The organism is Demequina iriomotensis (assembly GCF_000971395.1).
GTDB classification, from domain to species: Bacteria; Actinomycetota; Actinomycetes; order Actinomycetales; family Demequinaceae; genus Demequina; species Demequina iriomotensis.
In genome coordinates, this window is the sequence record NZ_BBME01000010.1 from 23,943 (window position 1) to 48,397 (window position 24,455).

At 67.3% G+C, this 24,455-nt stretch carries 22 protein-coding genes; 7 read left to right on the forward strand and 15 right to left on the reverse strand.

The features are described from left to right. Window positions 1–11 precede the first annotated feature (11 nt). The 5 genes from AOM09_RS03620 to AOM09_RS03640 form a co-directional block, all read right to left on the reverse strand. Window positions 12–548 carry a hypothetical protein gene (locus AOM09_RS03620; RefSeq protein WP_156162217.1) on the reverse strand — a complete coding sequence of 179 codons (537 nt, stop codon included), beginning with the start codon at window positions 546–548 and terminating at the stop codon, window positions 12–14. 31 nt (window positions 549–579) lie between these two features. Beyond that, a complete protein-coding gene (locus AOM09_RS03625; RefSeq protein ID WP_062384533.1) occupies window positions 580–1,359 on the reverse strand; it encodes a metallophosphoesterase family protein in 780 nt (259 codons plus the stop codon). Window positions 1,360–1,663: 304 nt separating this feature from the next. After that, window positions 1,664–1,945: a hypothetical protein gene (locus AOM09_RS03630; protein ID WP_062384536.1), complete on the reverse strand. Its 282-nt coding sequence runs from the start codon at window positions 1,943–1,945 to the stop codon at window positions 1,664–1,666. Between the two features lie 6 nt (window positions 1,946–1,951). Then, the gene (locus AOM09_RS03635) at window positions 1,952–2,692 is read right to left on the reverse strand and encodes a hypothetical protein (protein ID WP_062384539.1); all 741 of its coding nucleotides are present in this window, start codon (window positions 2,690–2,692) and stop codon (window positions 1,952–1,954) included. Then, window positions 2,689–4,245: a hypothetical protein gene (locus AOM09_RS03640; RefSeq protein WP_156162218.1), complete on the reverse strand. Its 1,557-nt coding sequence runs from the start codon at window positions 4,243–4,245 to the stop codon at window positions 2,689–2,691. The genes AOM09_RS03635 and AOM09_RS03640 overlap by 4 nt, the downstream gene beginning before the upstream one ends. Window positions 4,246–4,345: 100 nt before the next feature. Between AOM09_RS03640 and AOM09_RS03645 the strand changes: the two genes are divergently transcribed. The 4 genes from AOM09_RS03645 to AOM09_RS03660 all read left to right on the forward strand — a co-directional run bounded on the left by AOM09_RS03645 (window position 4,346) and on the right by AOM09_RS03660 (window position 6,582). After that, on the forward strand, window positions 4,346–4,921 hold the full coding sequence (locus AOM09_RS03645) for a metallophosphoesterase (RefSeq protein WP_062384545.1): 576 nt from the start codon (window positions 4,346–4,348) through the stop codon (window positions 4,919–4,921). A 129-nt stretch (window positions 4,922–5,050) separates the two neighbouring features. Further along, a complete protein-coding gene (locus tag AOM09_RS03650) occupies window positions 5,051–5,518 on the forward strand; it encodes a hypothetical protein (RefSeq protein ID WP_062384548.1) in 468 nt (155 codons plus the stop codon). Next, entirely contained in the window at window positions 5,515–5,949 is a 435-nt protein-coding gene (locus AOM09_RS03655; protein WP_062384551.1) for a hypothetical protein, read from the forward strand. Before AOM09_RS03650 ends, AOM09_RS03655 begins: the two co-directional genes overlap by 4 nt. 201 nt (window positions 5,950–6,150) lie before the next feature. Continuing rightward, the gene (locus AOM09_RS03660; RefSeq protein WP_156162220.1) at window positions 6,151–6,582 is read left to right on the forward strand and encodes a hypothetical protein; all 432 of its coding nucleotides are present in this window, start codon (window positions 6,151–6,153) and stop codon (window positions 6,580–6,582) included. 141 nt (window positions 6,583–6,723) lie between these two features. On the opposite strand, the gene AOM09_RS03665 is transcribed toward AOM09_RS03660, so the two are convergent. The 4 genes from AOM09_RS03665 to AOM09_RS03680 all read right to left on the reverse strand — a co-directional run bounded on the left by AOM09_RS03665 (window position 6,724) and on the right by AOM09_RS03680 (window position 11,385). Beyond that, window positions 6,724–7,521 (reverse strand): hypothetical protein, encoded by a 798-nt coding sequence (locus tag AOM09_RS03665; protein ID WP_062384558.1) that lies wholly within the window; start codon window positions 7,519–7,521, stop codon window positions 6,724–6,726. 294 nt (window positions 7,522–7,815) lie between these two features. Further along, window positions 7,816–8,952 carry a hypothetical protein gene (locus AOM09_RS03670; RefSeq protein ID WP_062384561.1) on the reverse strand — a complete coding sequence of 379 codons (1,137 nt, stop codon included), beginning with the start codon at window positions 8,950–8,952 and terminating at the stop codon, window positions 7,816–7,818. Further along, window positions 8,949–9,779, reverse strand: coding sequence for a hypothetical protein (locus AOM09_RS03675; RefSeq protein WP_062384564.1), 831 nt, complete (start codon window positions 9,777–9,779; stop codon window positions 8,949–8,951). Before AOM09_RS03675 ends, AOM09_RS03670 begins: the two co-directional genes overlap by 4 nt. 178 nt (window positions 9,780–9,957) lie before the next feature. After that, entirely contained in the window at window positions 9,958–11,385 is a 1,428-nt protein-coding gene (locus tag AOM09_RS03680; RefSeq protein ID WP_228375051.1) for a hypothetical protein, read from the reverse strand. Window positions 11,386–11,539: 154 nt separating this feature from the next. Between AOM09_RS03680 and AOM09_RS03685 the strand changes: the two genes are divergently transcribed. Next, window positions 11,540–12,697: a hypothetical protein gene (locus AOM09_RS03685; protein ID WP_062384570.1), complete on the forward strand. Its 1,158-nt coding sequence runs from the start codon at window positions 11,540–11,542 to the stop codon at window positions 12,695–12,697. 14 nt (window positions 12,698–12,711) lie between these two features. Here AOM09_RS03685 and AOM09_RS03690 read toward each other — a convergent pair whose 3' ends face one another. The 4 genes from AOM09_RS03690 to AOM09_RS03705 form a co-directional block, all read right to left on the reverse strand. Then, window positions 12,712–13,497: a DUF2201 family putative metallopeptidase gene (locus AOM09_RS03690; protein ID WP_062384573.1), complete on the reverse strand. Its 786-nt coding sequence runs from the start codon at window positions 13,495–13,497 to the stop codon at window positions 12,712–12,714. Window positions 13,498–13,504: 7 nt separating this feature from the next. After that, a complete protein-coding gene (locus tag AOM09_RS03695) occupies window positions 13,505–14,053 on the reverse strand; it encodes a hypothetical protein (protein ID WP_062384576.1) in 549 nt (182 codons plus the stop codon). 40 nt (window positions 14,054–14,093) lie between these two features. Beyond that, window positions 14,094–14,936: a hypothetical protein gene (locus AOM09_RS03700; protein WP_062384581.1), complete on the reverse strand. Its 843-nt coding sequence runs from the start codon at window positions 14,934–14,936 to the stop codon at window positions 14,094–14,096. 172 nt (window positions 14,937–15,108) lie between these two features. After that, window positions 15,109–18,822 carry a TM0106 family RecB-like putative nuclease gene (locus AOM09_RS03705; RefSeq protein ID WP_169747604.1) on the reverse strand — a complete coding sequence of 1,238 codons (3,714 nt, stop codon included), beginning with the start codon at window positions 18,820–18,822 and terminating at the stop codon, window positions 15,109–15,111. Between the two features lie 295 nt (window positions 18,823–19,117). On the opposite strand from AOM09_RS03705, the gene AOM09_RS14815 reads away from it, so the two are divergent. Beyond that, window positions 19,118–20,944 carry an AAA family ATPase gene (locus tag AOM09_RS14815; RefSeq protein ID WP_169747605.1) on the forward strand — a complete coding sequence of 609 codons (1,827 nt, stop codon included), beginning with the start codon at window positions 19,118–19,120 and terminating at the stop codon, window positions 20,942–20,944. Window positions 20,945–21,009: 65 nt separating this feature from the next. Further along, window positions 21,010–22,218: a 5-methylcytosine restriction system specificity protein McrC gene (locus AOM09_RS14820; RefSeq protein WP_169747606.1), complete on the forward strand. Its 1,209-nt coding sequence runs from the start codon at window positions 21,010–21,012 to the stop codon at window positions 22,216–22,218. On the opposite strand, the gene AOM09_RS15655 is transcribed toward AOM09_RS14820, so the two are convergent. Beyond that, a complete protein-coding gene (locus AOM09_RS15655; RefSeq protein WP_369346014.1) occupies window positions 22,116–23,267 on the reverse strand; it encodes a DNA cytosine methyltransferase in 1,152 nt (383 codons plus the stop codon). The two genes, AOM09_RS14820 and AOM09_RS15655, sit on opposite strands and share 103 nt — an antisense overlap. Further along, window positions 23,188–24,381, reverse strand: coding sequence for a DNA cytosine methyltransferase (locus AOM09_RS14830; RefSeq protein WP_169747608.1), 1,194 nt, complete (start codon window positions 24,379–24,381; stop codon window positions 23,188–23,190). Before AOM09_RS14830 ends, AOM09_RS15655 begins: the two co-directional genes overlap by 80 nt. Between the last annotated feature and the right edge of the window lie 74 nt (window positions 24,382–24,455).

A 24,455-nucleotide genomic window follows, 5' to 3' on the forward strand; every position in this document is an offset into this window, starting at 1 on the left:
GGAGGCGGCGGTCATCGGCGACGATCCGGGAGATCGTGAGGCGACGACAGCGTGCGCCGCGTGCGCTTGTCCGCCACGCTCGTCGCGATGTGGAAGCCCTCCCCCGAGGGACACGCGAACGGGTTCATGGTCGTGCCGTTCTTGGCGGACATGCGGAGGGCGACCTCCTGAGCCCTGTCCAGAGTCGCGTACATCCGCTTCCAGCCCCCGTCCGCGCTGTGGCACAGGCAGACGCGCCGCCGCACCTTCAGCTTCTTGGGCGGGCACGGCACGGGGTGCGCCCGGGCGGGGCGCGGGCGAGGGGCACGATGCGTGATGCCGGCGGCCCTGTCGAAGTACCACTGCGCACAGACGAGCGCATGGGCCCGCTCGCGCGGGTCATCGGATCCCACGGACGCGAAGGCCGCGGACGAATCGCGCCAGACGATGCGATCACCGTGCCGGTCGACCGTGGTCGCCCCCGCTCCGCCGTCGATGTCGGGCAGCACGGTCACGGCCCACTCCCGCTCGGCTCGCGCGAGCTCCTTGAGGTCGATCATCATCGTCACCACCTGCCCTTCTCTTCGACACGGATCCCCATCACAGCTCTCCCCCCAGGAAGCCCGGCTCGAGCGTGTCGAGGTCGAGCACGCCGAGCGAGAGCGGGTCACCGTCGAGGGAGAGTCCGAACACCCGCGTGCGGAAGCCGTCGAACTCCACGAGCTCGTCGACGGGGAGGTGGTAGTGGCCGTGAAGGAGCAGCCCAGGCCGGACCGCCTCGAACGCGTCGGTGAAGGCGCGACGCACGTAGTGCGCGTACATGAGGTCCTCCCGGGCGAAGCCTCCCGGGTTGCCGGCGATCTGCCGCTCGATCGACGGCACGCCGTGCGGCGCCTCGTGGGCGACCATGATGTCGGCGTGACCGCCGGCCGCGGCAGCTTCGACATCGGCGGCGGTGATCTCCTCCTGGTGCCACCAGGTCTTCTGACCGGTCATGGACTCCAGGTAGCGCCGCCAGCCACGGTCGACGCTCGCCGCTCCGCCCAGCCACACGAGGGTCCGCCCTCCCAGCTCGGTGCGATGACCACGCGGCGCGAGCAGGATGTGGTGACGGAACCGGAGCCAGCCGTCATCGCGCGCCTCGAGCCGGTCGATGCGGTCGTAGTCCTCGTGGTTCCCCGGCGCGACGTACATCGTCTGGCCGTTCCGCGCGAGCAGCTCGTCGATCTTGTTCCACATCTTCCCGGCGGCCGGTCCCGGCCAGACGCCGAGGTCTCCGACCTGGATGATGGTGTCGAGCCCGGCCGTGGCGAACTCCTCGAGCGCGTGACGGATCCATTCCTCGTTGCCGTGCGTGTCCCCCAGCAGTGCGACCTTCATAGCCGCCTCCCCTCTGTAGCGCGGCGATCCTCGATGTCGCCGCTGTCGTTCCTGGTAGCCCACAGACTAGGGAGGGGGTCTGACAGTGGCGCCGGACCGGACGTCAGCGTCCGCCCTTCACCCGCTCGCTCCAGCAGGCGTCGCACAGCGTCGCGTAGATCTCCGAGCGCAGCCGCCCAGCCTGCCCGCACTCGCGACACGTCGTCGACGATTCATCGGCGGCCTCATCTACCAGCGCCAGGCACCTCAGCTGCGCCTTCTCCGGCACGCCATCGGGATGGTCGACGTAGACGCGGAGCAGCCCTCACCTCTCCTTGACCTCGCGAAGCAGGTAGTTCGGGCTCGCATTGACGAGCTCCGCATGCAGAAGCGCGAGGATGCCGAACCAGCCACTGTGCTCGGGGAGGTGCCACCGGCTCGGATCGGGCATCCGTTCACGCATCGCGGTCGCCACGGCCCGGCGCTCCGCCTCGTCGCGGTCCCGCCACTCGCGCTCCACTTCCTGGTTCAGGCGGCAAGCCCATGCGAGCCAGGTCTCGGCATCCTTAGGCGGGACCGCCGGGTGCTCGTCGTCACCTGCACTCATCGCGTTTCAAGCACCAAGGTCATCAAGCCCCGCCGAGCCCTCATCGATCTCCATAAGCGCGAACGACAGCGGCGTCGACGCGAGCACGGGTGCGTGGCACCACTCGTCGTCCTGCTCGCACTCGCACCCGCCGTCCGGCTTGCCGAAGCCGCCCGACGCCGCAGTCGCCGCTTCCTCACGCGGCCGGCCGCGCGAACGCGACGAGTGAATCGCTCGCCAACGGTCCAACTCATGCTCGACCTGATCCCGCGTGAGCTCGCCGTCACCGAACTCCTTCACGATGCCCAACCACAGGCCCGTGACGTTGACGTCGAGCTCCCGCTCCAGGGGGCCCGGCGCGAGGCCGCTACCGATCTCGCCCGCGATCACATCGGTCGCCGCGATCGCGATCTGTGCGGCGATCGCGGCGCGTCGCCAGTCACCGCGCGCGGCGAGCCCGTCACGCGCGGCATCGGCCAGGAGGGGGACCTCACGGCGGTCGCGAGTGAAGAACCGCCCGATCGCGGTCGCGAGCCACCATCGCGCCCACACCGCATCGAGCGGCTCGGGCCGGCCGAGGCCGTTCGCGAGGGTGTAGCGCTCCAGGGAGCTCAGCGCCACCTGGCTCTCCCAGGCGAGGCGCAGCAGACGCCGGCCGCAGCCGTGAAGCCAACCGGGGCGACCGTCGCCGTAGCCGGCGGCGTCCTCGAAGGCATCGACCGCCTTGCGCAGCTTCGCAAGCTCGATGTCGACATGGATCGCGCTCACTCGTCGGCCCCCTGCCGAGCGGAACGCCACTGCTCGAGCTTCGCCCGCCGCTGCTCCGTTCGCTCGCGCTCGCGCTCCCGCCACGCGTCGTGCGTGACCCTGGCGAACTCGTCGTGGAACGCCGCATCGACCCCGCCCTCGCCGAGCATCGCGTCGAGCCGCGCCCTCGCCTCCACGGAGAGCGCCCAGCCGACCAGAGTCCCGACTCCGCCTTCGATCCGCTCGATCGGAGCGAAGCCGATGAGGTCCGACGTCGAGACGAGCCGATCGAGAGCGACCAGCACAGGGTCGGGCGCAGGAACGGGCTCAGGCCGCTCCTCCTCCGTGAGCTCGGTGGCAGGATCCCGCTCCCACCACGGCTCGGAGCCAGGGGCGTCCCACCACCCGCGATCGGAGCGAGTCATGACGTCCATGAACTGATGGGCATCTCCCTCGTCACGCAGCCGCCGCAGCGCCTCGCTCCAGCAGGCGTCGATCTGCGCGTCCCATCCGATGAGGTGAAGTTTGGGTCCCTCGAACCCGTTCTCGAGCGCGACTCGCACCGCGAGCTGTCGAGCGGTCGGCACGTCGACCCCGTTCGCGATGAGCCGCGCCATGTACTCCAGCGCTCGCTCCGGCGGGTGAGCGATGCCCTGGTTCGGCAGGGGAACCTCCACCGCGTGAGCCATCCCGTCCGGAGACGGCGCGCGCCCGGCCCAGCGGAGCATCGTCACGTAGCGATGGCGCAGCACGGCGGCGCGCGCCACCTCGGACTCGTCCAGGCCCTCCGCGACCTCGCCCCCGGCGGCGGCGTAAAGGCCCCGCACCCGCGCATCGTCCACGCCCTCCGACAGCGGAACGCCCAGTTCGACCACCAGGTCGTGGAAGATGTCGCGGCGCGCGGCCCTCACCGCCGACCCCACCTGCGACACGACCGAGCCGTCGTAGTCGATGTGGATGCGGCGTCGCACGACGAGGGGGTCGTAGGCGACACGGACGTCGTCGCGCACACCCGCGAGCAGGCGCTCGGGGTGCGCCGCGTGGCGGGGCTCCACCTCGAAGCGGTCATCGGGATAGCGGTGCGGCGCGGGGTCGGGGTACATGGTGGTCGCGAGCGCGATGTCCTCGGCGGTGACCTCCCGGAACGGCTGCGTGGGTCCGGACGAGATCACCGTGGGGTCGATGCATACGCCCGCCTTCTCGGCGAGCCACGCGAGAGCCTCGGAGTTGTGGCGCGCGACAGGACCGCGCTCATTGAGCCACCACCAGAGGTACGTCTCGGTGTCCTCGTCCTGGCCGAACCAGTAGTAGCACTCGTCCCGCGGGCCGAAGTCGGCGGGGAACCCATCGGCACGATGCGTGCCGTAGCACGGCACGATCGAGACCTGCTGGAGGTCCTTGTCGGGTTCCCGGGCGTCGAACGGGATCTCACGGATCACCGTCTCCGCCTCGGGGCGCGCCTTCCCCACACCGAGGTTGCCGACACGGCACCACTCGCAGGCCAGCAGCTCCGCGTCCGCGACGTGCCAGCCGTCGGCCCCGCACCCCTCGAACGCCATGGTTCCCCAGAACATCTCTCCCCCACTTCTCTGCGACTGCCAGCAAGTATGGCGACGGGGTCTGACATCGAGGAGTCACGCGGGCGCTGTCGCCGCCCGGCGCTACAGTCCACGCATGGCACCGTCGATCTGGTTCACCGCCGACCTTCACCTGCGCCACCAGCTTGTGGCGGACGTGCGCGGGTTCGCGTCGACCAACGCCCACGACGAGGCGATCTGCAGCGCATGGTGGAACGTCGTGGACAACGACGACATCGTGTACGTGCTCGGCGACCTCACGGTGCGCGAGCACGCGTACGCGTTGAACCGCATCGCGACCCTGCCCGGGCGCAAGCGCCTGATCCTGGGCAATCACGATGCGGCGCATCCTCTGTTCGCGGACTACGCGGAGGCCGAGTCGATGTACCGCGACGTCTTCGAGTCGGTGGGCACGCACGGGATCCGCGCCTTCGACGGTGCCGTCGCGATGCTCTCCCACTTCCCCTTCGACGGGGACTCCTACACGGACGACAGCAGCGAGCGCCACCGCCTGCGGGACGTCGGTCTGCCGGTGATCCATGGGCACACCCACTCGACTGAGCAGCTCACGCGCTCCTCGACGGGCACGCTGCAGATCCACGTGGGGCTCGATGCGCACGGCATGGCGCTCGTGCCCGAGTCGTGGGTCGCGCGGACGCTCGCCGCCGCGTAAGCCGACTCGCGCATCGTGCCCGCGCAGACGACATTCGGACGATGCGCTGTCGGACCTCGGCGGTAGCGTCACCGCAGGCAGGTCGGGCGGTTGAGCCATCCGACCATCGAGCATCGAGAGGAGAGGCGCGTGACCGAGCAGGTGGAGGCTGTCGACCTGAGCAAGGAACCGGTGCTGATCCGGATCCTCAGCTCGTCGAGCACGGTCTACTACGTCGATGCCCGAGGCGAGCATCCGACGCTGATGCGGGCCCGCGGCGACGGTCGCACCCACGCGAGCGCGCTGGACAACCAGTGGCTCTACCTTCGCGGCATCGACTCGTACCGGGGCGACGAGGGTCCTTTCGCGAGCCCCGCGTCCGGACACGGCGTCCTGCGTGTCGGGTTCCGCCACCAGTACTGGTGGCACGAGGCAGACCATTCGCGAGCGCCGCTCGGGAGCTTCCGCCCGCGCCTCTCGGATACCACATGGTGGCTCCAGCGGACCGCCCAGAGCATCGAGCTGCTCGACGAGATGCCTGCACCTGATGCGCTCACCCGCGATGCCGATGAGGTCGACTTTCTCGACGGGCCGCACCGGGGCGGAGTCGACGCATGACGGCGCTTCAGCACGTCGACGTCCTTGTCGAACCGGGTCTGTACGAGCTCCGCTCGGTCGAATCGAGCTCGCGCTACTACGTCGATACCAGGCTGGGCGTGCCGCCGCGCTACCTGCGGGTCTCGGGCCTCGACTCCTTCACCGGACGGCTCGACGCCACGTGGCAACCGCTGCTGATGCTCGTCTCGCTGCCGGTGTGCTGGAACGGCGAGACGTATCTCGACGATGCCGAGGTCGACGACGAGGACTCGCGGGAATGGGTCCTGCGTGCCGGCGCCCGACATGTGCTCTTCGCGCCCGACGACACGCCTGGCAAGCCTCCCTACTACTGGGTGCAGTCGAGCGCCTGCAGGGAGCTGCGCGCCGTCGAGGCGATGCCCGCGGAGGTCGCCGAGTGGCTGGCGACCGTCGAGGCGTCGCCGGTCGAATGAGCTCCTGCCGCACTGCGGCGACCACACCTACCATCGCCGTTGCGTTGGTAGCCGCTTTGTACCACGACGAGGAGTTCTCCCTTGGTATTCCATGACGATTGGGAGCCCGAGCGGCTGCTCCGCGCCCAGCTTGGGGTGGCGATCCTGAATGTGCTCAGGGCCAGCCCGGAGGATGAACGTGAGATCCACGAAGGCGCCTCGGTGACGGCGCTCGAGTGGCTCGCGGGTGGTGTCGCGGGCTACACGATCGAGCTGCTCGCGCATGCGGGCAAGGAGTTCTGTGCTGACAACCTGCGCCTCGCCTTCCGCGTGGGCATGAGGATCGCGATGGAGGCCGCCGACACCTTCATGGCGATGGCACCCTCCAAATTCTCGGCGCTCCAGTCCGACGCCGCGGGGCTCCCGTTCGAGCGGTACCCCGTCCCCGCTGTCCTCCTCGACGGCGAAGTCGTGCCGGTCCCCGAGGACGCGACCACGGCTCATGAGGCGGCCCTCTACTGCGTCAAGGTCGTCCAGGCGTACATCGCCATTCTCGAGACCTGGGAAGACCAAGCCGCGCTGGCCTCGCTCACCGAGCGCAACCCGATCCTCGCCATGCGCCTGGGACCGCTCTACCCCTCGGACGCATCGTGACGGGCGCGTCGTGCGGGGTCATGAGACCCACCGCGTATTCGATGCTCGCCGCCGACGTTTTCACCGCGGAGGCCGTAGCCGCGCTCCACCTCAGACAGTGCGAACGGCGCGACTGAGCGAACTCAGCCGTCCCCGCCCGCGCTACCCCACCGCCTCCGTGTCAGCCTCGACGGTGAGCAGCAGCGGGCTCCACGGCAGGACGGGATCCCAGCACACCGGCCGATGCACGCACGCCCCCTCCTCGACCAGCAGGCCGCAACCGTCGATGCCGCGGACGAAGTCGATGATCCGGGCGTGGTCGGGAACGCGGTCACCGCCGCACGCACGTCGAAGCTCGAGCACCACGCCGTGCATGGCAGCCTCGTGGCCGGCCGAGAGGCCGCCGATGCGGTGCGCCTGCATCGCGGCCTTGAGCCGGTCCAGCACATCGGGGTCCGGGCAGGACTCGTGCGCCAGCGCCGCGACGACGGTCCACCAGCACGCGACGCTGCGCGCGACGTAGGGCATCGCCCGATCAGCGACGCTCCGGGCGGCGCCCGGCCCGAGCACCACCGCCTCCGACGCGTGCAACAGCTGGAGCGCGATGCCGAGACGCTCGATGTCCTCGGCGCGCTCGAAGTCGTCGACGCACTCGACCATCCGATCGATGATGTACCCGTAGTCCCCCGCGTGGCGCCACTCGATGACCCCGTACGCGAGCATCAGACGCGAATACAGCAGGTCGGGCGCACCGCACGTGCACTCGTCGTCCCACGCGATCGCCATCCCCGCCGCCGCGACCGGCGACTCGAGCTCCGCGAGCTCGCGACCGCATCCCGCGAACCAGGTGGCGGCACGGCGGCGCCCGTATCCGGCCGCCGCCTCGAACGCCGACACCGCGCGCACAGCCTCCTGGATCCGGTCCGGGCTCGCCACCCGCTCATCCTCGTCCTCGTGCATGTCTCTCCCCCTCTCGTTGCCAGTGCCAGGCACGATGATCACAGTACTCAGGGGGTCTGACATCGAGCCCGACCGGAATGGAGAGGCAGGGCGGACGCACGCTCCGGCATCGTCCCCGGAAGGGCGGCGTACCCGGCACCGGGTCGCGTCGGGCATGTCCACACAAGAAGAAGGGGCGGCCCGACCGAAGTCGGACCGCCCCAGAAAGGAGTGTGGGCTTCACGGCGAGCGAACTCAGCCGGGCAGGCCCCCTGCCCATGAACGCACCGAACGCATGGCGTCCAGGTACGGCCGCTACGCTACCGCAAGTTGCGAGGCGCAGTCGCCGCACATGCCGTGGACGGTTGCTCCGACGAGCCCGCCGACGACGACATCCTCGGGATGAGCGCACGGATGGAAGCCGACCTCCGCGGCGGTGCGAGCGAACCTGAACACCACTCCCCGCTTGCGGCTCTGACGGAAGATCTCTTCGGTGAGCATGCGCCGCAGCCGCGTGTTCATACCCAGAATCTTCGGGTTGCCGCGCGTGTTGCCCTCGTGGAACGCGATCTCGACCGCCAGATTGTTCGCCTCGGCGTAGCGCGCGACCTTGACGGCGTACTGCCGGAAGTAGTTGTTCCGAGCGTCCATCATCTTGCGAGACAGGCGCATGTGCTGGACACCATCGCCGTGGGGCGTGCGGGACTTCGCCACCAGCTCCTTGATCGAGCGCCCCTCGTCCACCATCGCGGAGACGGAGATCCCGCGGTCGTCGGCCACGATGGTGGCACGCGTGGCGGCGACGCGCACGAGCCCGGCGAACTCCCTGTTGGGCCGTGCCGGCTCGGCATCGGTCTTGTGCTGAACCACGGCGGTCAGGTATCGACGGTCGCCACGTACCTCGACGTGGATGCGCTTGATGAATGCCTCCGTACCGAGCGTGCGCGGGCCGGCACCGCGGATCTCCACCTCGCCGATGTTGCGGATGTCGGCATGGACCGGCTCATCGCCGTCGGCGATGAGCGCGAGCAGGCCCTCTTCGATGATCCTCCAGTCGACGCCGAAGGCGCTCTTGCGGTCGATGAGCGCGTACGTGTACTGCGCACGGCGAACCTTCTCCAGCGCCAGACGCACCTGGTCGTGGGTCGGGTGAGGGAACCCCTTCGAGTCGAGGGTCCGCAACGTGTCGCGGTAGTCCTGCAGCGCGCGGTACACGCACGTGATGTGATCGGAGACCCAGGCATCGTCGGCGCCGTCGAGCGCGGCGAGCGCGTTCAGCGCGGAGATCGCGAACTCATGGAGACCGGGGTCGTTGACGGGCCTGCCGGACGCGGCGAGCGCATCGAGCAGGCCATCGACGACGCGCCCATCGACCTGCGCGCGCTCCACCATGGCGCGGCGGACCGAGCGCGACGCCTTGATCGGGAGCCGGGTGGTGAACGTCTGCTTCATGCGTGCCTTTCAAGGTTCGGGGCGAGGTCGTCAACCGGCGTGTCGAGGAGCGCCTCGATGGGTTCGGAATCGTCTGCCAGCTCGCGAAGGACGATCCACAGGTCACGCACGGAGGCATCTGCCGCGATCCCGTGCTCCTCGATCCCCACGACTCGCCACGTGCGAGCAGTCAGCAGCACGTCGGCCGGCACGAAGAACGGCTGCTTGTCGCGGCCGATGTACGTGCCGTAGTGCGGGTCCTGGAACAGGTAGCGGATGACCGGCTGCTTCATCGCCGCGACCTCGCCTAGCGACTGCGGCGCGGGTCGATAGTCGTCCGACTGGTGCGTCATGACTGCAGGGTCGAGCATCGTCCGAATGGTCTGTTCGAACGCGAAGGTATCGCCGATGCGCAGCGTGCGGAGCTGTTCGAGCCGTGCGGCCGTCGTGGGGATGCTGAAGTGCGGCGTCTCCGTGTAGTGGAGGTACACCTCGGCCCCCTTCATCCGCACGACTCCGTCATCGTCGGGCGTCAGCGACTGAAGGTGCTGCTCGTCCTGGGCGAACTTGACCAGGTCATCCACAGTGCATGCCTTGGTCCGCTGCTGGGCCTCCCACACCCAGTCGAGCGCGATGGCCCTGTCGCCGCCGAGCCGGGGTGCATAGGCGTCGACCAGCTGATTCACCACGTCGACGGGGAAGTCGGCGTAGCGACCGAGCTCGGCGCGTGCATCCTTGAGGCTCACGACCTCGGCGACGAGCTCCGCCCACGCGGCCTGCGCCTCGGGCGACGGCTCAGCCGCCGCGTGGTCGATCCCGCACGTGCACTCCAGCACCGGACGATGCACGGGACACCTCAGCCGGCCCCGCTTGGTGACATGGAATCCGACGAGCGAACGGCACCGGACACGCTTCTCAGCAGCAGACAACTTCTCCCCCTCACAGACAGCCGGACTGGATCATGGCACGGAGTGCCGACATTGCTCGACGACGCTCCGCTCACGCCTGGAATCCGCCGCCGATCACCTACACCAGCACCGTCGGCCGCGTGTACGTGCGCACCATCAGCTCCATGAACCGGTGCCCGTCCTGGCGATCGCGCAGGTCCGCCAGCGCCGCCTCGTAGTACTCGGACAGGGGCGTGGACGGCGGCTTGAGCCCTTCGTCGATCGGGGCGTTCCCACAATCGTCGCGGTAGCGCACACCCAGGAAAGGCTCACGCAGCTCGTAGCCGTGCGCGGCGGCGATCCCCCACGCCCACGCCACGGCGAGCGCATGGTCGACACCCGCCGCGATGAGGCGCGCGGCGAACTCGAAGGCGCGCTCGACGGGCGACTCGATCGAGCGGTCCGGCTGGTGCGCCAGCCCGGCCGGCCAACCACCTGTGGCGTGGCTTGCCACGGCAAGGTCGCACGCCTGGTCGACCATGTCGCGCATCGTCTCCGCGCGATACGCCAACCCCGTCAGCAGCTCTCGTCGCGGGTGCCCGTCGAGGATCGCGTGCAGGAGGTTGCCCCGCTCGGCCTCCGCCCAGGAATGCGCGATCGGGTCGATTCGCAGCAGTTGCCCGACGTGGTCCCTGCGTTCATGCGTCTGCCCGAGGATCTCGTCGACCGGCCGTGCCCAGCGCCGTAGCGTGCCGTGCCGCTCCCCGAGCATCAGCCGGCGGCGAATGTCGTCATGGTCGTAGTCGATGCGCGGAAGCGGTGCGGCGACCTCGGCCAGGGCCCAGCTCGCATGGAAGGGATGCGAACCGTCGACCTCTCGCGGTCGCGGATCGGGGACTCCCTCCTCGCGCGGCCCGTGATCCCCGAGGTTGGGCGACACTCGCAGGATCGCCGCGACGCGCTTGGGGTCCGGTCGACGGAAGGTGCCCTCGCACGTGAGGTCCGGGCTTCCACTGAGCAGGCGGTGCGCGCCGTCGTTGTCCGGCACCACTCCGGCCTCCTCCCAGAGGAAGCGGACCCAGGCCTCGTCCTCGTCGATCGGCACGCCATGGTTCACCCACCGACGGTCCCAGTCGCTGACAACTGCGGGCCCGTCGATCCGATGGACGCGGCCACGTTCGAACCACACCTCGTAGTCCCACATCACCAGCGCGGGCGCCCCGTCCCGGTGCACCAGCCCCTCGGAGCACCACAGCTCCACCTCGCTCCACACCACGGCGGGGCCGTCGTCACGATGCGGTCCGACGCCGGGCAGCCAGGACACCCGCATCGGCTCGCGCGGCACCGCGAGGTCCGGCGTGTCGAAGCGGTACGGCGACTGCCTCTCCCGATGCACGGGTTCGAATACCAGCGCGACCGGCTCGCCCGAGGGCGTGTTCGCCTGCACGCACGGCTCGCAATCGGCCGCCTCGGAGTCTGGCACGTGGAGGCCGCGCACCGGGCACCCGGGCGCCGCCAGCAGCTCGTGAAGGATGCGCCCCACGACCCTCGGAACAAAGACCTGCATCACGCTCCCCCACCCTCGGCCGGCCACTCACGCCAGCGCCGCATCGTCCGTTCCTGCTCTCGATCGGCGACACCGTACCGGGAGGCTCCGACAGCGTCGTTGACACAGGATGTCGGAGCCTCGCGCTAGCGTCTGGCCTGCAAAGGAGGTGCGGATGGGCCACTACATCGAGATGCCCGCGCCGGCGAGCCGGCCGGAGCTGCCCGCGCTGCGGCACTGGATCCCGACGATGCCGTGGGAGATCGACGTCACCCTCTCGCCCGCGACGGCCGATGCGATGGCCGAGGCCGCGCACGGACTTGGCTACCTGTGGGCCACGATGCTCGAGGGCTGGCCGCGCTATCACCAGGAGCACATCACACGCATCGATGGGTGGGCGAACGCCGAGCTCGGCGGGTACTGCACCACGTGGCGCGCCATGGGCACGGTCGCCACGATGTGGAGCTACCAGCGCAAGGACCGCCGCGACGTGGTCCAGAACAATGTCGCATGGCACGCCTCCATCGCGGCGACGCGGGCGGCGACGGACCTCGACGTCGCATGGCGCGGGGTCGCGCTGCCACTCATGCACAACGCACTGCCCGACCATCCCGACCGATTCCGCGACGTCCCGCGTGCCGTCGCGCCCGCCGCGGTGCTGCACCCGTTCGAGCGCGGAGCCGCACAGTGGCGCACGCAGAAGTCGCCGCACGCGGTGCTCAAGGCGGCGTTGACGATGCTCGCATTCGCGGCGTTGGATCACGACGACGCACTGCACGGCGTCGGCGCTCGCACGCTCTTCGACTGGGCGCTCGCCGGCAATCACCTGGGGCCCAGCGGGCTGTCTATGGGCATGCTCCAGCGCGGCACCGATTGGGCACGATGCGCGCGCGTCCTCGCGGGGCCCGGCGAGATCGACCACGATGAGCTCGACACGGTGCTCCGTGAGGTGTTCCTCGCGGTCGGCACCGGAGCGCATCATCTCGCGGGAAGCGCCGAGCTGTTCCGCTACGCGAACCGTCCCGAACGCTACCGAGGCGCACGACGCGCCCTCCTCCAGGACGATCCGGTTGCCGCGAACATCCTCGCGGGAGTGCGAAGCATCCCGGTGTGGCATCTGGATGAAGAAACGTTGTTCTCCGACGTCGGGGTGCGCCGCGGGCGTGCCGCGCTGCGCGCGCTCGCCGACGCCGGCTTCATCGACGCCGCATATGACAAGAACGCGCGCTGGTGGACCGTGCGCGCGCGCAAGTTCCGCGTGCGACTCCTCGAGCCGTGGGATCTCGCGGAACCGCACGAGTTCGGAGAACCCGCGCCTGATCCCGAGTACTGACGAACAAGTCCCGCTCAGTCGGAGCGCGACCAGTCGGCGAGGTAGGAGCCCCGGTAGCGAGGGTTCGCAAGAATTGCAGACTTCACGTCCCGTGCCACCATTGCGACTTTCTCGAACCGCTCGGCCAGCTCGGGTGACGGTTCAATCGGGTCGAGCTCCGGAATACGACCGAGTCCTTTGTGGACGATGCGCGCCCGCAGGAAGTCGTAGTAGCCTCCCGCGGTGGCCCAGGCCGGAACGGACGGTGCGCCGTCGTAGTGCTCGAGCTCGTCGAGAGCTTCGGGATAGATACAGCCCTCGGGGAGCGTCACCGTGGCTGTGATGCCCCTCGCCGCTAGATCGCGGATCGCCGCGTTGATCGATGCGTCCGCACACATGTTCCACCCGAAGGCCGTCTGGAAGCCGCGCAAACCGCGCGCGTACCGCCCGAGGATCTCCATGTTGAGCAGGTGCATCAGCTCATGCATCACGACCGCGGCGCGTTCCGGCGGGAGCATGCCGGAGAAAACGTCGGGATTGATGGACATCCGACCCGACGGTTCGATCTGCGCGATGCGATCGCTGGCGTCGACGTCGCCCACCAACGACTCATACGGCGAGGGTGCAGTGAGGTCGATCGCGACGGGCCGCACCAACCCGAACGTCCGCCCGAACTCGGGCAGCTCCTCGCGGAGGTCCTCGAAGGCGGCGCAAACGAGCCGAGCGGACTCCTCGTCGAAGCCGTCGGGTTCGGGGATCGCAGCGAATACCATCGTTCCGCCAGTCGTCCCCGTGCCTGTCCCCATGACCGCGTCGGCCATCGGTGACCTACGCTCGCTGAGCTTCGTCGGAGGCGGGCCGGGACGCCAGCCATTCGTCGACGCACGCGAGCAGATCGACCGCCCAGACCCACGCAGTCGCCACATCGAGCGCACTACGAAGGTTGCCGTTCCACAGGTACTCGCGAAACTCGCTGTCCACGGGGAGGTTCTCCCCCTGGCCGTCCCACTCGGAATTCGTGTCTTGAACGAGCGCGTCCGACCACGTGTCCATGTCGACTAGTTCGAGCTCTTCAAGGTAGGCCGCGAGGTCGACCCGGTTGCGGATGAACGTGCGCACTTCCTCGACAGCCTCGGTCGCCTCAGGCGAACCGTCCTCGTCTGCAGCATGGTCCACGATCCGCTGAAAGGCTGCGTGGGCGAGGTCCAGCGTCGACGGCACCTCGACGCCGTATGGCGTGAACGCGGTCGGACTGCCGCCGGCGGATCGCCAGATGCGGGCCGTCTCGGCCCCGAGAGCCGTCACCGCATCGTCAAGCTTATGCCGGACAAGTGCCGGGTCCTCGGGAGCCCAGCGCGCCATGAAGATGATCTCCATTCTCTACTCCAATGATCGTGGTGGTGACGTGCGCAGCGAATCAGGTGAGCGGCGCCAGGGCATCCCGAACGGCGACCGAACGATGCCCCGGCACGTGCGTGCGAGTCCACTGGCTGACCGTGGTCTGCGTGACGCCGAGGATGGGGCCTGCCTGGGTCTGGTTGAGGCCGGCATCGGCGAGCATCTTCGCGAACTCGGCGCCGAGAATGGGCTCGGACTTGACGGCGTCGGCGGGCGGCACACCCACGCGGCCGCCTGTGCGCTTCGGGATGGTCGGCGCATCGGCATCGCCTCTGAGGTGCGCCTCGACCAGACGGACCCACTTCGCCGGCACTCCCTTGCTTCGCCAGTTCGTCACAGTGAACCGGGTCACGTCGAGCCTTTTGCAAAGGGTGTTCACCGAAAGACCAGCGTCGTCCATCGCCCGCACAAAGTCGGGACCGGACATCCGCTGAGGCGCCTCCATCCAGGCGAATCGCTCGCGCATCGCTTCGGAGATCTCGCCACCCGTCGACGGCACACCATCGTCGATCCATCGCGAGATGGTGTCCGGGTGGACGTCGAACATGGAGCCGAGCTGAGCCTTGCTCATCCCGGACTTCTCGACAAGCCGGGCAAAGGTATTCGGGTCCATCGCGAGCGGCCCGGGCTTGACCCCGGGAGTCCGGCGCACGGCCTCGAGCCTGGCGGCGTCGGACATCGCTGCGCGCACGGTTCCGGCGTGCTCGGACGGCACTCCCCTCCGGGTCCACGCCGTCACGCGATGCGCCTCCGTGTCGATGGCACGAGCGAGCTGCGCGGCGGAAGCACCCACGCGCTCGAGCATGCTCACGAGCTCAGCCGCGGGAATCGTCTGCGGTTGGACCTGGGTGGGAATCGCCATGCAAGGCCTCCTCGTTGATCTCGGGCACAGCGCAATGACACGCGATGCCAATGTTGGTCGCACCCTATCGATGGCCGCCGACAGGCGGCCGCGGGGTTGCCAGCGAGCCGCCCGCAGCACGCGCGAGCGCCGCACCGTCGACGGGACAGATGAGCCGGCGCTCGGCTTTGCGTCAACCTCGGGCATGCGCCGTCGCCACCGTCGCGACCGACGACACGCTCGGCGTTGCCCGTCCGGAGTCGCACAGCCGCACGAACGCCCCGAGCTCCACGAACTGCTCCGGCGTGCTCGGGATCGCCGAGGTCAGGTGCTTGGACCGCACGATCACGGCAAGCCACTGCGCACGCGACACCGCGACATTGGTGCGGTTGCGCTCGATCACGAAGCTCAGCCCCCGCGGCGAGTCCTCGGGCGACGACGTCGCGGTGGTGAGAATCGCGACCGGCGCCTCGCGTCCCTGGAACCGGTCGACCGTGCCGACCTCGATCTCCTCGTACCCGGCGACCGCGAGCCGCTCGCGCACGAGCCCGACCTGCGCATTGAACGGCGCGACCACCAGGATGTCCGCCTCGCCGATCACACGAGCCTTCTTGCCGTCGTCCCACTCCCGTCCGATGACCCGTTCGACCTGGCGCACCACCTCGTCGGCCTCCTCGATCGAGGACGTGGCATTGCCGAGGTGGCCAAGCATCGCCACCTCGAGCCCGGGCACGATGCCCTTAAGAGCACGCGCGTCGGTCGACGGGTCGGAGTGTAGCTTGCCTCGGTAAGACAGTTGCGAGACTGGCGCCGTCACGGCGCTGTGCATGCGGTACGTGGTGTCGAGCAGGTAGCCGCGGCTCTCGGGGACAAGGCCGTCCTCGGCCACCCAGGACAGCGCAGACTCGGCTACGTGCTCGGGGTGCACCGCCTGACTCACCTGTCCGAGCTGCTGCGGATCACCGAGCAGCAGCAGTCGCTCCGCTGACCGACCGGCCCCGATGGTGAACGCGAGCGAGTACTGACCCGCCTCGTCCACCACGAGCAGGTCGAACGCCGCATCGTCGAGCTTGGAGAAACCCCACGCCGTCGCGCCCACCACGTAGCCGCCGTCAGCCGGGCGCTTGTCGATGCTGTCCAGCCACGTCCACGGGTCGCGATTCTTGGGCCCGCCCACCTTGAACACCTGGCCCTTCGCGTCCACGGTAGGGAGCTTCGCGACGCCCATGAGCATGTTCTCGACGGTCGAGTGGCTCTGGCCGACGACACCGATGCGCCAGCCTCGCTCGATCAGGGCGGCGATCACCCGCGAGCCGGTGTAGGTCTTGCCTGTCCCGGGAGGGCCTTGCACGGAGACACACGACGATGCGGGCGCGAGGGCGCCGAGAATGGCACCGGCGTAGTCATGGCCGGCGACGGCCGGCAGCACCGCGTCGGCGCGACGCAGGAGGGACAGCACCGCGGACTCGTCGGCGATGTCGGGTGCGGCGAAGGAGCCGAGCGCGGACTCGGCGACGGCGCGGATCGACTCCTGCACCACGCGCGCGTCCGGCGGCGACCCGGGCAGGATCGCGAGCGGGCGGTCGTCCCAGGCGTCGGGCGCGTTCTCGGTCTTGCACGTCTCGACGAGCGTGAGCACGGCGAGCGTCCCGCGCCTCTCGATCATCGGCTCGCCGTCGTCGTCCTTCGCGAGGCGGAGAGTGCCGCCGCCGGTGGCGTACTCGGCGAGGTCGGGCGCCCAGGATCCGGGGTGATCGGTGGACGCGGAGTACATCGCCTTGATCGAGTCGAGCTTCGCGCCGGCGGGCAGGTCGACCTCGACCTCGAGAGTGCGGGCCAGGGACTTGCCGGTCCGCCCCTTGGTCGGGTCGCGCCAGTCCTCGACAACGCGAGCGCCGACGAAGGGGATGTGCTCCCGAGATTCGCTCCACTCGTCCATGGGGGTCTGCAGCCGGCCGATGAGGTCCTGCCAGTAGACCTTCTTCTCACGGTCGGCGAACTCGCCCGCCGCGCCGAGCATCGCCAGCGCCTGGAGGTCGACCGAGCGCCCGGAGTGACCGTGAGCGTCGTCATGGGCCTCGACCAGGTCGCGGATCTTGTCGACAACGGACGGGCCGACCGGTGCGTCAGGCTCCTCCGCATCGTCCTTGCTCTCACGGGGCGTGCGCACGAGGGGCGTGACGAACGGCATCGACGACTCCGTGGCGCGGGCACGCAGCCAGGCGTCGAGCTCGAGCGTGGAGACGCAGTCGTACTCGTTGTAGTCGGCGATGCCCCGGATGAGGTCCGCCGCCTCGTCGGCCTTGCCTGCCGCCACCGCAGTGCAGTAGTCGGCGTACACATTGACCGAGGTCGCCGCGTCGGTCACGTCGCCCGTGCGGAGGTGGTCGCCCATGTAGAGCGGCTCGAGCTTCTTGATCGAGTACGACGACGCCGAGATGCGCAGGCTCCCCCGCACCACCGGGAGCAGGTCGACGAACACGCCCTCGCGCAGGAGCCGGTCGACGGCGTCCTCGCAAGTCTGGTGCCGCTTCGCGATCGAGAGCAGATGCGTCTTCTCGTACGGCGCATAGTGGTAGACGTGCATGTCGGGGTAGGCCGCGCGGCGTTCGTCGACGAAGGCGATGAAGTCCTTGAGCGCCTGCTTCTCCTGGCGAAGGTCATGGGCCCAGAAGGCTGTGAACGGCGGCGCAGCACTCTCGGACTCGGGTCGCGTGACCAGACCGAAGAGGTAGTCGATCCCCCACTCCCCCGTATCTGCGGACTGCCACAGCGGGTCTCCCTCGAAGTCGAAGTAGACGTCGCCCTCGGACGGCGCGGGCAGCGCGTCGATGCGGCTGCGGTCGATGAGCCGCCAGCTGAGCCTGTGCGTCGCCCCGTCCTTGGCGTACTCAACGGTGCCGCCGTCAGGTGCGAGTGGGGCGACACCCTTCTGCATCGCGGCCTGGAAGCGCAGCGTCTCGAAGGTCTCGCGCGCCATCCCGGTGGGCGGCTCGGTGGCCTCCGCGAGCGCCGCCACGGTGGTGATCCCGGCAGCGCGAAGCTTGGCGCGCTGCTGTCGACGGAGGTTGGCGACCTGAAGCAGGTCATCGTGGGTCGCGATCGCATCCATGCAGTGCGCGCACGCCCCGCAGATCGCGATGGAGTCGTCGCCCCAGGCGACGGGCACCTCGCTCGCGGAGTGCGCCACCATGGTTTCCTGGAAGCGCGCCATCGCGGCGCGCGCCACGGCCTCAACCTCCCCGAGCGAGTAGTCCATGTGCTCGCCCGTGCCGAGGATCACACGTGCTGCGTCGGCGAGAGCCACGCCCGCGTCGCGCAGTGTCACGGCGTAGCAGCCGATCTGCAGCAGCGCGGAGGTCTTGACGTGACGCGCCACCTTGGAGTCCGCGACGACGTACGCGGCTCCGGCTCCCTTGGCCGGGTCGATCTCCCCCGCTGCCACGTCCTCCCGCAGCAGGAAGTCCGCGAAGCCGTGGAAGCCATCGCTCATGATGGTGGCCTGGTAGACGACCGCGGCACCCGCCGCGAGCGCGGCCAGAGAGACTCGAGCGGACGCGGCGAGCTCGTCCGCGGTCGGCCGGCGGTGTTCGGGCCGCGCCTCGATGGCGACGATGCGCGCGGTGACGTCAGCGGGCAGCGTCTCATCATCGCCGGGCCGCCAGGTCCAAATCACGGTGGTCGCATCCAGACCGCTCGCCGCCGCCACGGCGTCGTGATACGCGATGAGCACGTCTGCCTCGTGAAGCTCACCGAGAGCTCCAGCGCGCTCGAGCAGCGCATCGGCCTCGACTGCGAGGCGCAGAGAGCGCCCGCGCACCTCGTCAAGACGGCGCAGCGTCGCGTACTCGCATTCGGCGGCGAGCACCACGTCGGACGCGCTCCACATCATCTTCTGCCTTGCCACGTACATCTCACTCCCCAGCGGTTACAGCAATGCTCCGCTAATCAACGAGCACAGCTTCAGTAGGATCACGGGCGAAAGTAGCGCCAGGTACCGACAACCCGGCCGGGGCACGCCAGTCGCTGAATTCCCATGTGACGCACATCACGCGATGCACCGGAACTAACGGAGGTCCGAGCCAACTCGGCGAGCGGCGTCTCCCGGGATGATTGGGGCAGCTAGCTGTGCGCGGGCGTCACCCTTGGTGGTTCGGCGCGGCTGCATTCGAGCGCAGTCCGCTCACGCTACTTTCGACGGCATGAACACAACGCAAGGTTGGGGTTGGTCGGCGCGCGACGTTGTCCCCGACTACACACCTGTTGGAGCGCCTAAGGACCCCGGCGCAAGGATCTTCCTCGGTTTGGCCGACATCGATGGCAAGGCATGGCAGGCCCCATATGATGACCTGCTGACAGCGATGGGCGTCCGCAAAAAGAACGTCGATCCCGAGCGAGAGACGCAGTCGGCATCGCGTCTTCGCACCTGGCTGACGTATTTTCGTGGCCTAGGCCTCGTCTATGTAGATTCCGACAAGAAGGTTCGGCTTACGCAAACGGGAAAGCGCGTTGCCGAGCTGGTCGATGAGAGCCTCGATGTCGCAACACGAGCGGGCGAGGTACATGCAGAGCTCCAGCGCCGCGAACTCGCCGCGACTATGCTCCCAGTACTGGTACGCCACAGGCTGGATTCGCCGATTCGCCAAAACGAGACGTCATATCCCGCTGGAACGGATATACGGCCGTATTTCGCAATACTCAAGGCGGCGCGAAGTCTCGACAACAAGATTCACTGGCAAGAAGTAGCTCGGGTCCTGGCACACGTTCTGCAGGAAAGCGATCTAGACGCCGCGATCGGGAAGGTTCGCGCCGCACGCGACACGGATGAGTACAGTCCTGATAACGACGATATTGCTCAAAGGCTACTCGGCGACGTCGCACCTCCCGAGCTAAGCGGTGGGAACTACCACGATCGCACGATCGCTTGGATCTCCCGGGCCGGCTTCAAGGACGCTATTCTCACGGTCCGAGGCGACAGCGAAGGCTTCCACCACCTTCACTCCAGCATCCTGGACCTAGTCGATGCAAGCCTCGCAGCGCCAAGCGCCAGCCCTGTACCGGCTGACGTCGACAGCTACATGGCATGGCTATCGTCCGCTCAGCCCTTGACTCACGCACCACGGGACACGGCGCCCGAAGCGCTGGGACCTGGACGCATCCGCCTCCTCGAACGCGTCGTATCTGCCGTCGAACGTTTCGGCGATAGCCGAATTCTCTGCTTGTCGGGCCCCGCTGGAAGTGGCAAGACCTCGCTTGCTCGCGCCGCAGCGAAAGAAATCGCGGATCCCGAGGACATCTTGGAGATTCAGTTTCATGCCAACTTCGCATACGAGGATTTCATTGGGGGTCTCCAACCCAGCGGGGCTGGAGAGTTTACGCGAACGCCTTCGAAACTACTTGACCTCAATAAAAGCGCACTAGCAAATCCCGGCCGTCGGCACGTAGTTGTTATCGACGAGCTTAGTCGCGCCGATCTCGCCAACACTCTGGGCGAAGTTCTCACTTACATCGAATATCGTCGGGTGCCATTCTGGGTCGCCGGACTTGCTCGTGAAGTCGAACTCGCCGACAATCTCGTGTTTCTCGCCACTATGAACCCTCAAGACCGAAGTGTCCTCAACATGGACGATGCGCTCGTTCGCAGATTGCGGCAAATCCCGATCGGGAGGAGCGTCGAGGGCCTCCGAGACATCTTGCGATCCAACGGGATGGACGACCTACTGGCGGCCCAATTGGTGGAATGGTACGAACGTTGCCCAGAAGACCTCCCCTTTGCTCAGGGCGTGTTCGTGGGCTGCAAGACTGAACGAGATCTAGCTGATCTGTGGGATGAGGTGCTCACTCACTTCCTTACCAGGGGCGGTGTGCCGGTGTACGCAGACGCCTTGGCAGTGGCCACCTCGTTCAAGTGGAAGAATCTCGACGCAGAGCCCGATTCCTCAAGTGGCTCCGAGGGAGCGACAATCGGCGAAAGTGAAGCATCCGCAACGCTCCCCGACGGCGACCAAGCTGTGCGTAGCGTCCCGTGATCGCCTCGACGACAGGGGCACCTCGAGGAAGCTTCGCCTCGAGCCATCGCCACCACCAAATGGCTATGTACGCAACGATCGACATACCGAAAGCTGAATTCGCTGAGTCCGCGATCGAGCTGAGCACCTTGCCTTGGGTCCGGAACCGAGTCGCGACTCTCACAGTCGCAAACTCAAACGTGCGCATCGACTCCTATGGCTTTGCAGGCCATCTGGCGATCGGTACTTCTCACACAATCGAAGTGCGAGAGCTGGTGCCTGGCACCGTACACGCCTTATTCCCGATCGCGACTCACCAGAGAATACGCGTCGCCCGCCAGTCTACGAGGACCGATCCAAGATCTGAGCCTCCGCACGAGCTGATTGCGCGCTCATTCATTTCCGCAGCGCTTGAAGCCACAGCTAGCGGCATCGATCGTAGGTACGAAGCCTCCCGGTATTTGGGCGAGCAACCGAGCGGTCGACTCGACACGGCCCGGACTATGAAGGCTTGGGCGACAGGGCGTAGGAACGTACTCGCAACGAGCATTCGTCGGCTCACGCCAGACACGCCGCTCAATCGTGTTCTAGCGGCTGGCGCGTTGCGCGCATACGAAATTACCGCGTACTCAGATACCGCTTCGCTCGGCGGCGCACTTTGTGCACGGCTTGCCGGCGTAACGCCCCAAGTGCTCCCCGATTTTGAGCATGCTAGACGCTACGCCGTCATGGCTGGGAGGGGCGAGGATGTTGCCCTGGTCGACATCGCCGAGCTACTCATCACTGGTATGACACTCGTTGGATCCGGCGCCGCGCTCACATCGCCTATGTCAGCGTGGGTGGACGTGCCCGACCTCTTTGAACGCGCCGTACTGGCCTTGACGAGCACCCTCTTCAGTCCAGCACATGTGTTCCACGGCAAGTCTTCTCCGAGAGCGCTGCTCAAGCGTGGCGACGCAGCGACCCGTCTTCGCAGGGCCGAGCCCGACGTAGTAATCCAGAATGGATCTCGCACAGTCATATTCGACGCAAAGTACCGCAGTACCGGGAACGTTGCTAGCGAACAATCTCTCTACCAGCTCATGGCCCACGCAGACGCATGGAATGCGACGGCCGCGGCCCTGGTGACGCCCGCGCTTCCCGGTCAATCACCGGGCGTTGAGGTCCTTGGGACGGACTCTCGCGGCTGCACTTACGCCGTACTCTCTGCCGATCCCACCAATGTGGGCGAGCTTTCGAGCGCGTTGTCTTGGTCGACCGCGTTCAAAGCGCTCCGAATCGCGACACCCAGCTGATATGCCAGCGGCGGCGGCACGGCATTCCCAACCTGCCGCGCTGCAGCCTCCCTGTTTCCTCGAAAGACGAAGTCATCGGGAAAGCCTTGAAGCCGGGCACCCTCCCGGATTGTCAGGCTGCGATTCTCGATTGGATGCGCGAAACGCCCGCGGGTGAAGCTGTCGAAGCGTGCGGTGATGGTCCCACTTGGAGCATCCCAGGCAAGACGCCCGTAGACATCAAGGTGGCGATGAGAACCCTGATGGCACTTCAACTGCAGACGCTCAGGGATGTCAAGGCGTCCGCCCCCTTGAGGGACATAGCTTATACGTTCCTCATTTAGAGGCGAGAGACGAGCTTCTCTATAGTGATTTGCGACTTCTGGATGCGGGCTGCCGTCCAAAGGGGGACTTGGCAGATCGCCGATCGCGTCGCGTACTGTGCGGCAGCTGTGCTCGGCAGATGGAGTTGGCCACTTGAACGCGCCCTTACCTCCCAAGATGCCAACTAGGAACGCGCGGCGCCGATGCTGAGCCAACCCAAAGTCTGCTGCGTCGAGAACCTTGAGTTCGCACGAGTAGCCCAGATTTTCAGCATGTTCCTGTACAGCAGAGATTACCGCCCGCCCCCGTACCGACGTAATCGCGGCCACATTCTCGACAAGAAATGCTCGTGGCTGCATGTCGCTAAGCCACTCTAAGTACCGAAGGACGAGCTCATTGCGAGGGTCACTGCGCTCGCCCCTGCGCTGAAGAGAAAAGCCCTGACATGGCGGTCCGCCTGCCAAGAGATCGAGCTCGCCCCTCGCTATGCCAGCGAGAGCGAGCAAATCCCCTCCCGAAACAGAGTTCGCGTCAAGCACCATCGCACGGGCGTCGAGGTTGTCCTCGTGTGTGGCCACCGCGATTGGATCGTGGTCAAATGCAAGACCCACGGAGAAACCTGCCTGGCAAAGGCCCAAACTCAAACCACCAGCGCCCGCGAATGCGTCAATTGCCTTCGGCAAGCCTACCTCCTCGACGTCTGATACCCGGAATAAGAACAGAAAACGATGACCCAATCGGCTCATCGCCAATCTCAACCACCCCCGCTTCACTGTGTGAGCCACCCGACAGCACAGCCTCAGCGATACGACGTGCGGCAAGCGGGGGAACTGCATTTCCGATTTGCTTGAATCGGTCGTCAAACGGACCGACGAAATGCCAATTCGAAGGGAATGTCTGAAGCAGTGCAGCCTCTCGCGCGGTGAGGCCCCGATGCTGCTCGGGATGAATGAACCGCCCGCAGGAAGGGGTGCGACACCGTGCAGTGATGGTTGGCGCGGTAGTCTGCCAGGCAAGTCGTCCATAGACATCCGTGTAACCGCCGTGAGAGGTCCGCGTACGATCTAGGCACTCAGGGCCCACACCAATGGGTCTGTTGCCGCCGTCTGCAGGAACCTGGCGGATGATTTCGAGCGTGGCCTTGGAATGCCGACTCGCCTGGTGCATCGCGTCGTCTTCCGCAACTTCGCCGCTGGCAACTGGGCTGAGCTCGCCAATCCACTCTTGGACGCTGGAGAATGCCCCCTGGGCGTGTGTCGGAGCCGGAAAGCGCACCTCAGGGTGGTCTGCGCGCGATGCGATTACCACGGCACGGAATCGCTCCTGTGGAACGCCGAACTCGGCGAAGTTTAGGATTCGCGCTCGCACTCTATAACCCGCGTCACTGAGTCTCGACCGTGCGTCGGCGAAGAGTTCCCAGTTCCGCGTGGCAAATAGATCGGGGACGTTCTCGATGACCACTACTTCGGGTTCGAGTGCAATAGCCAACGTAACGAACGCGCCATAGAGGGTGTTCCGCCCGCGACTATCGCCACGGACCTTGACGTGACTTGAAAAGCCCTGACACGGTGGCCCGCCGACAAGACAAATCGGGCCCCGATGCCGAGCTCGAATTCCGGCCGCCCAGACATCCGCGCTCGACTCGGCAACTTCGAGCAGATCCACCGTCGCCACCTCGTGGCCCAGGTTCTTCTCGTAGGTCGCGGCCGCCCACCTATCGTTGTCGGCAGCCCAAAGATGATCGAACGCGCCCGTCGCAAGAAAGCCTGCGGACGCTCCGCCGCATCCCGCAAAGAGGTCGACCAATCCCCACCTGTTCACGCCATCAGACGGTCCGGCCGGCTCCAGGGCCTTACTCATGCTATTCATACCTCCTGCTGGTCAGTGCGCCAACCGTACTGAGCACCCCTGACACTCGCGTTCGTGGGCAACCC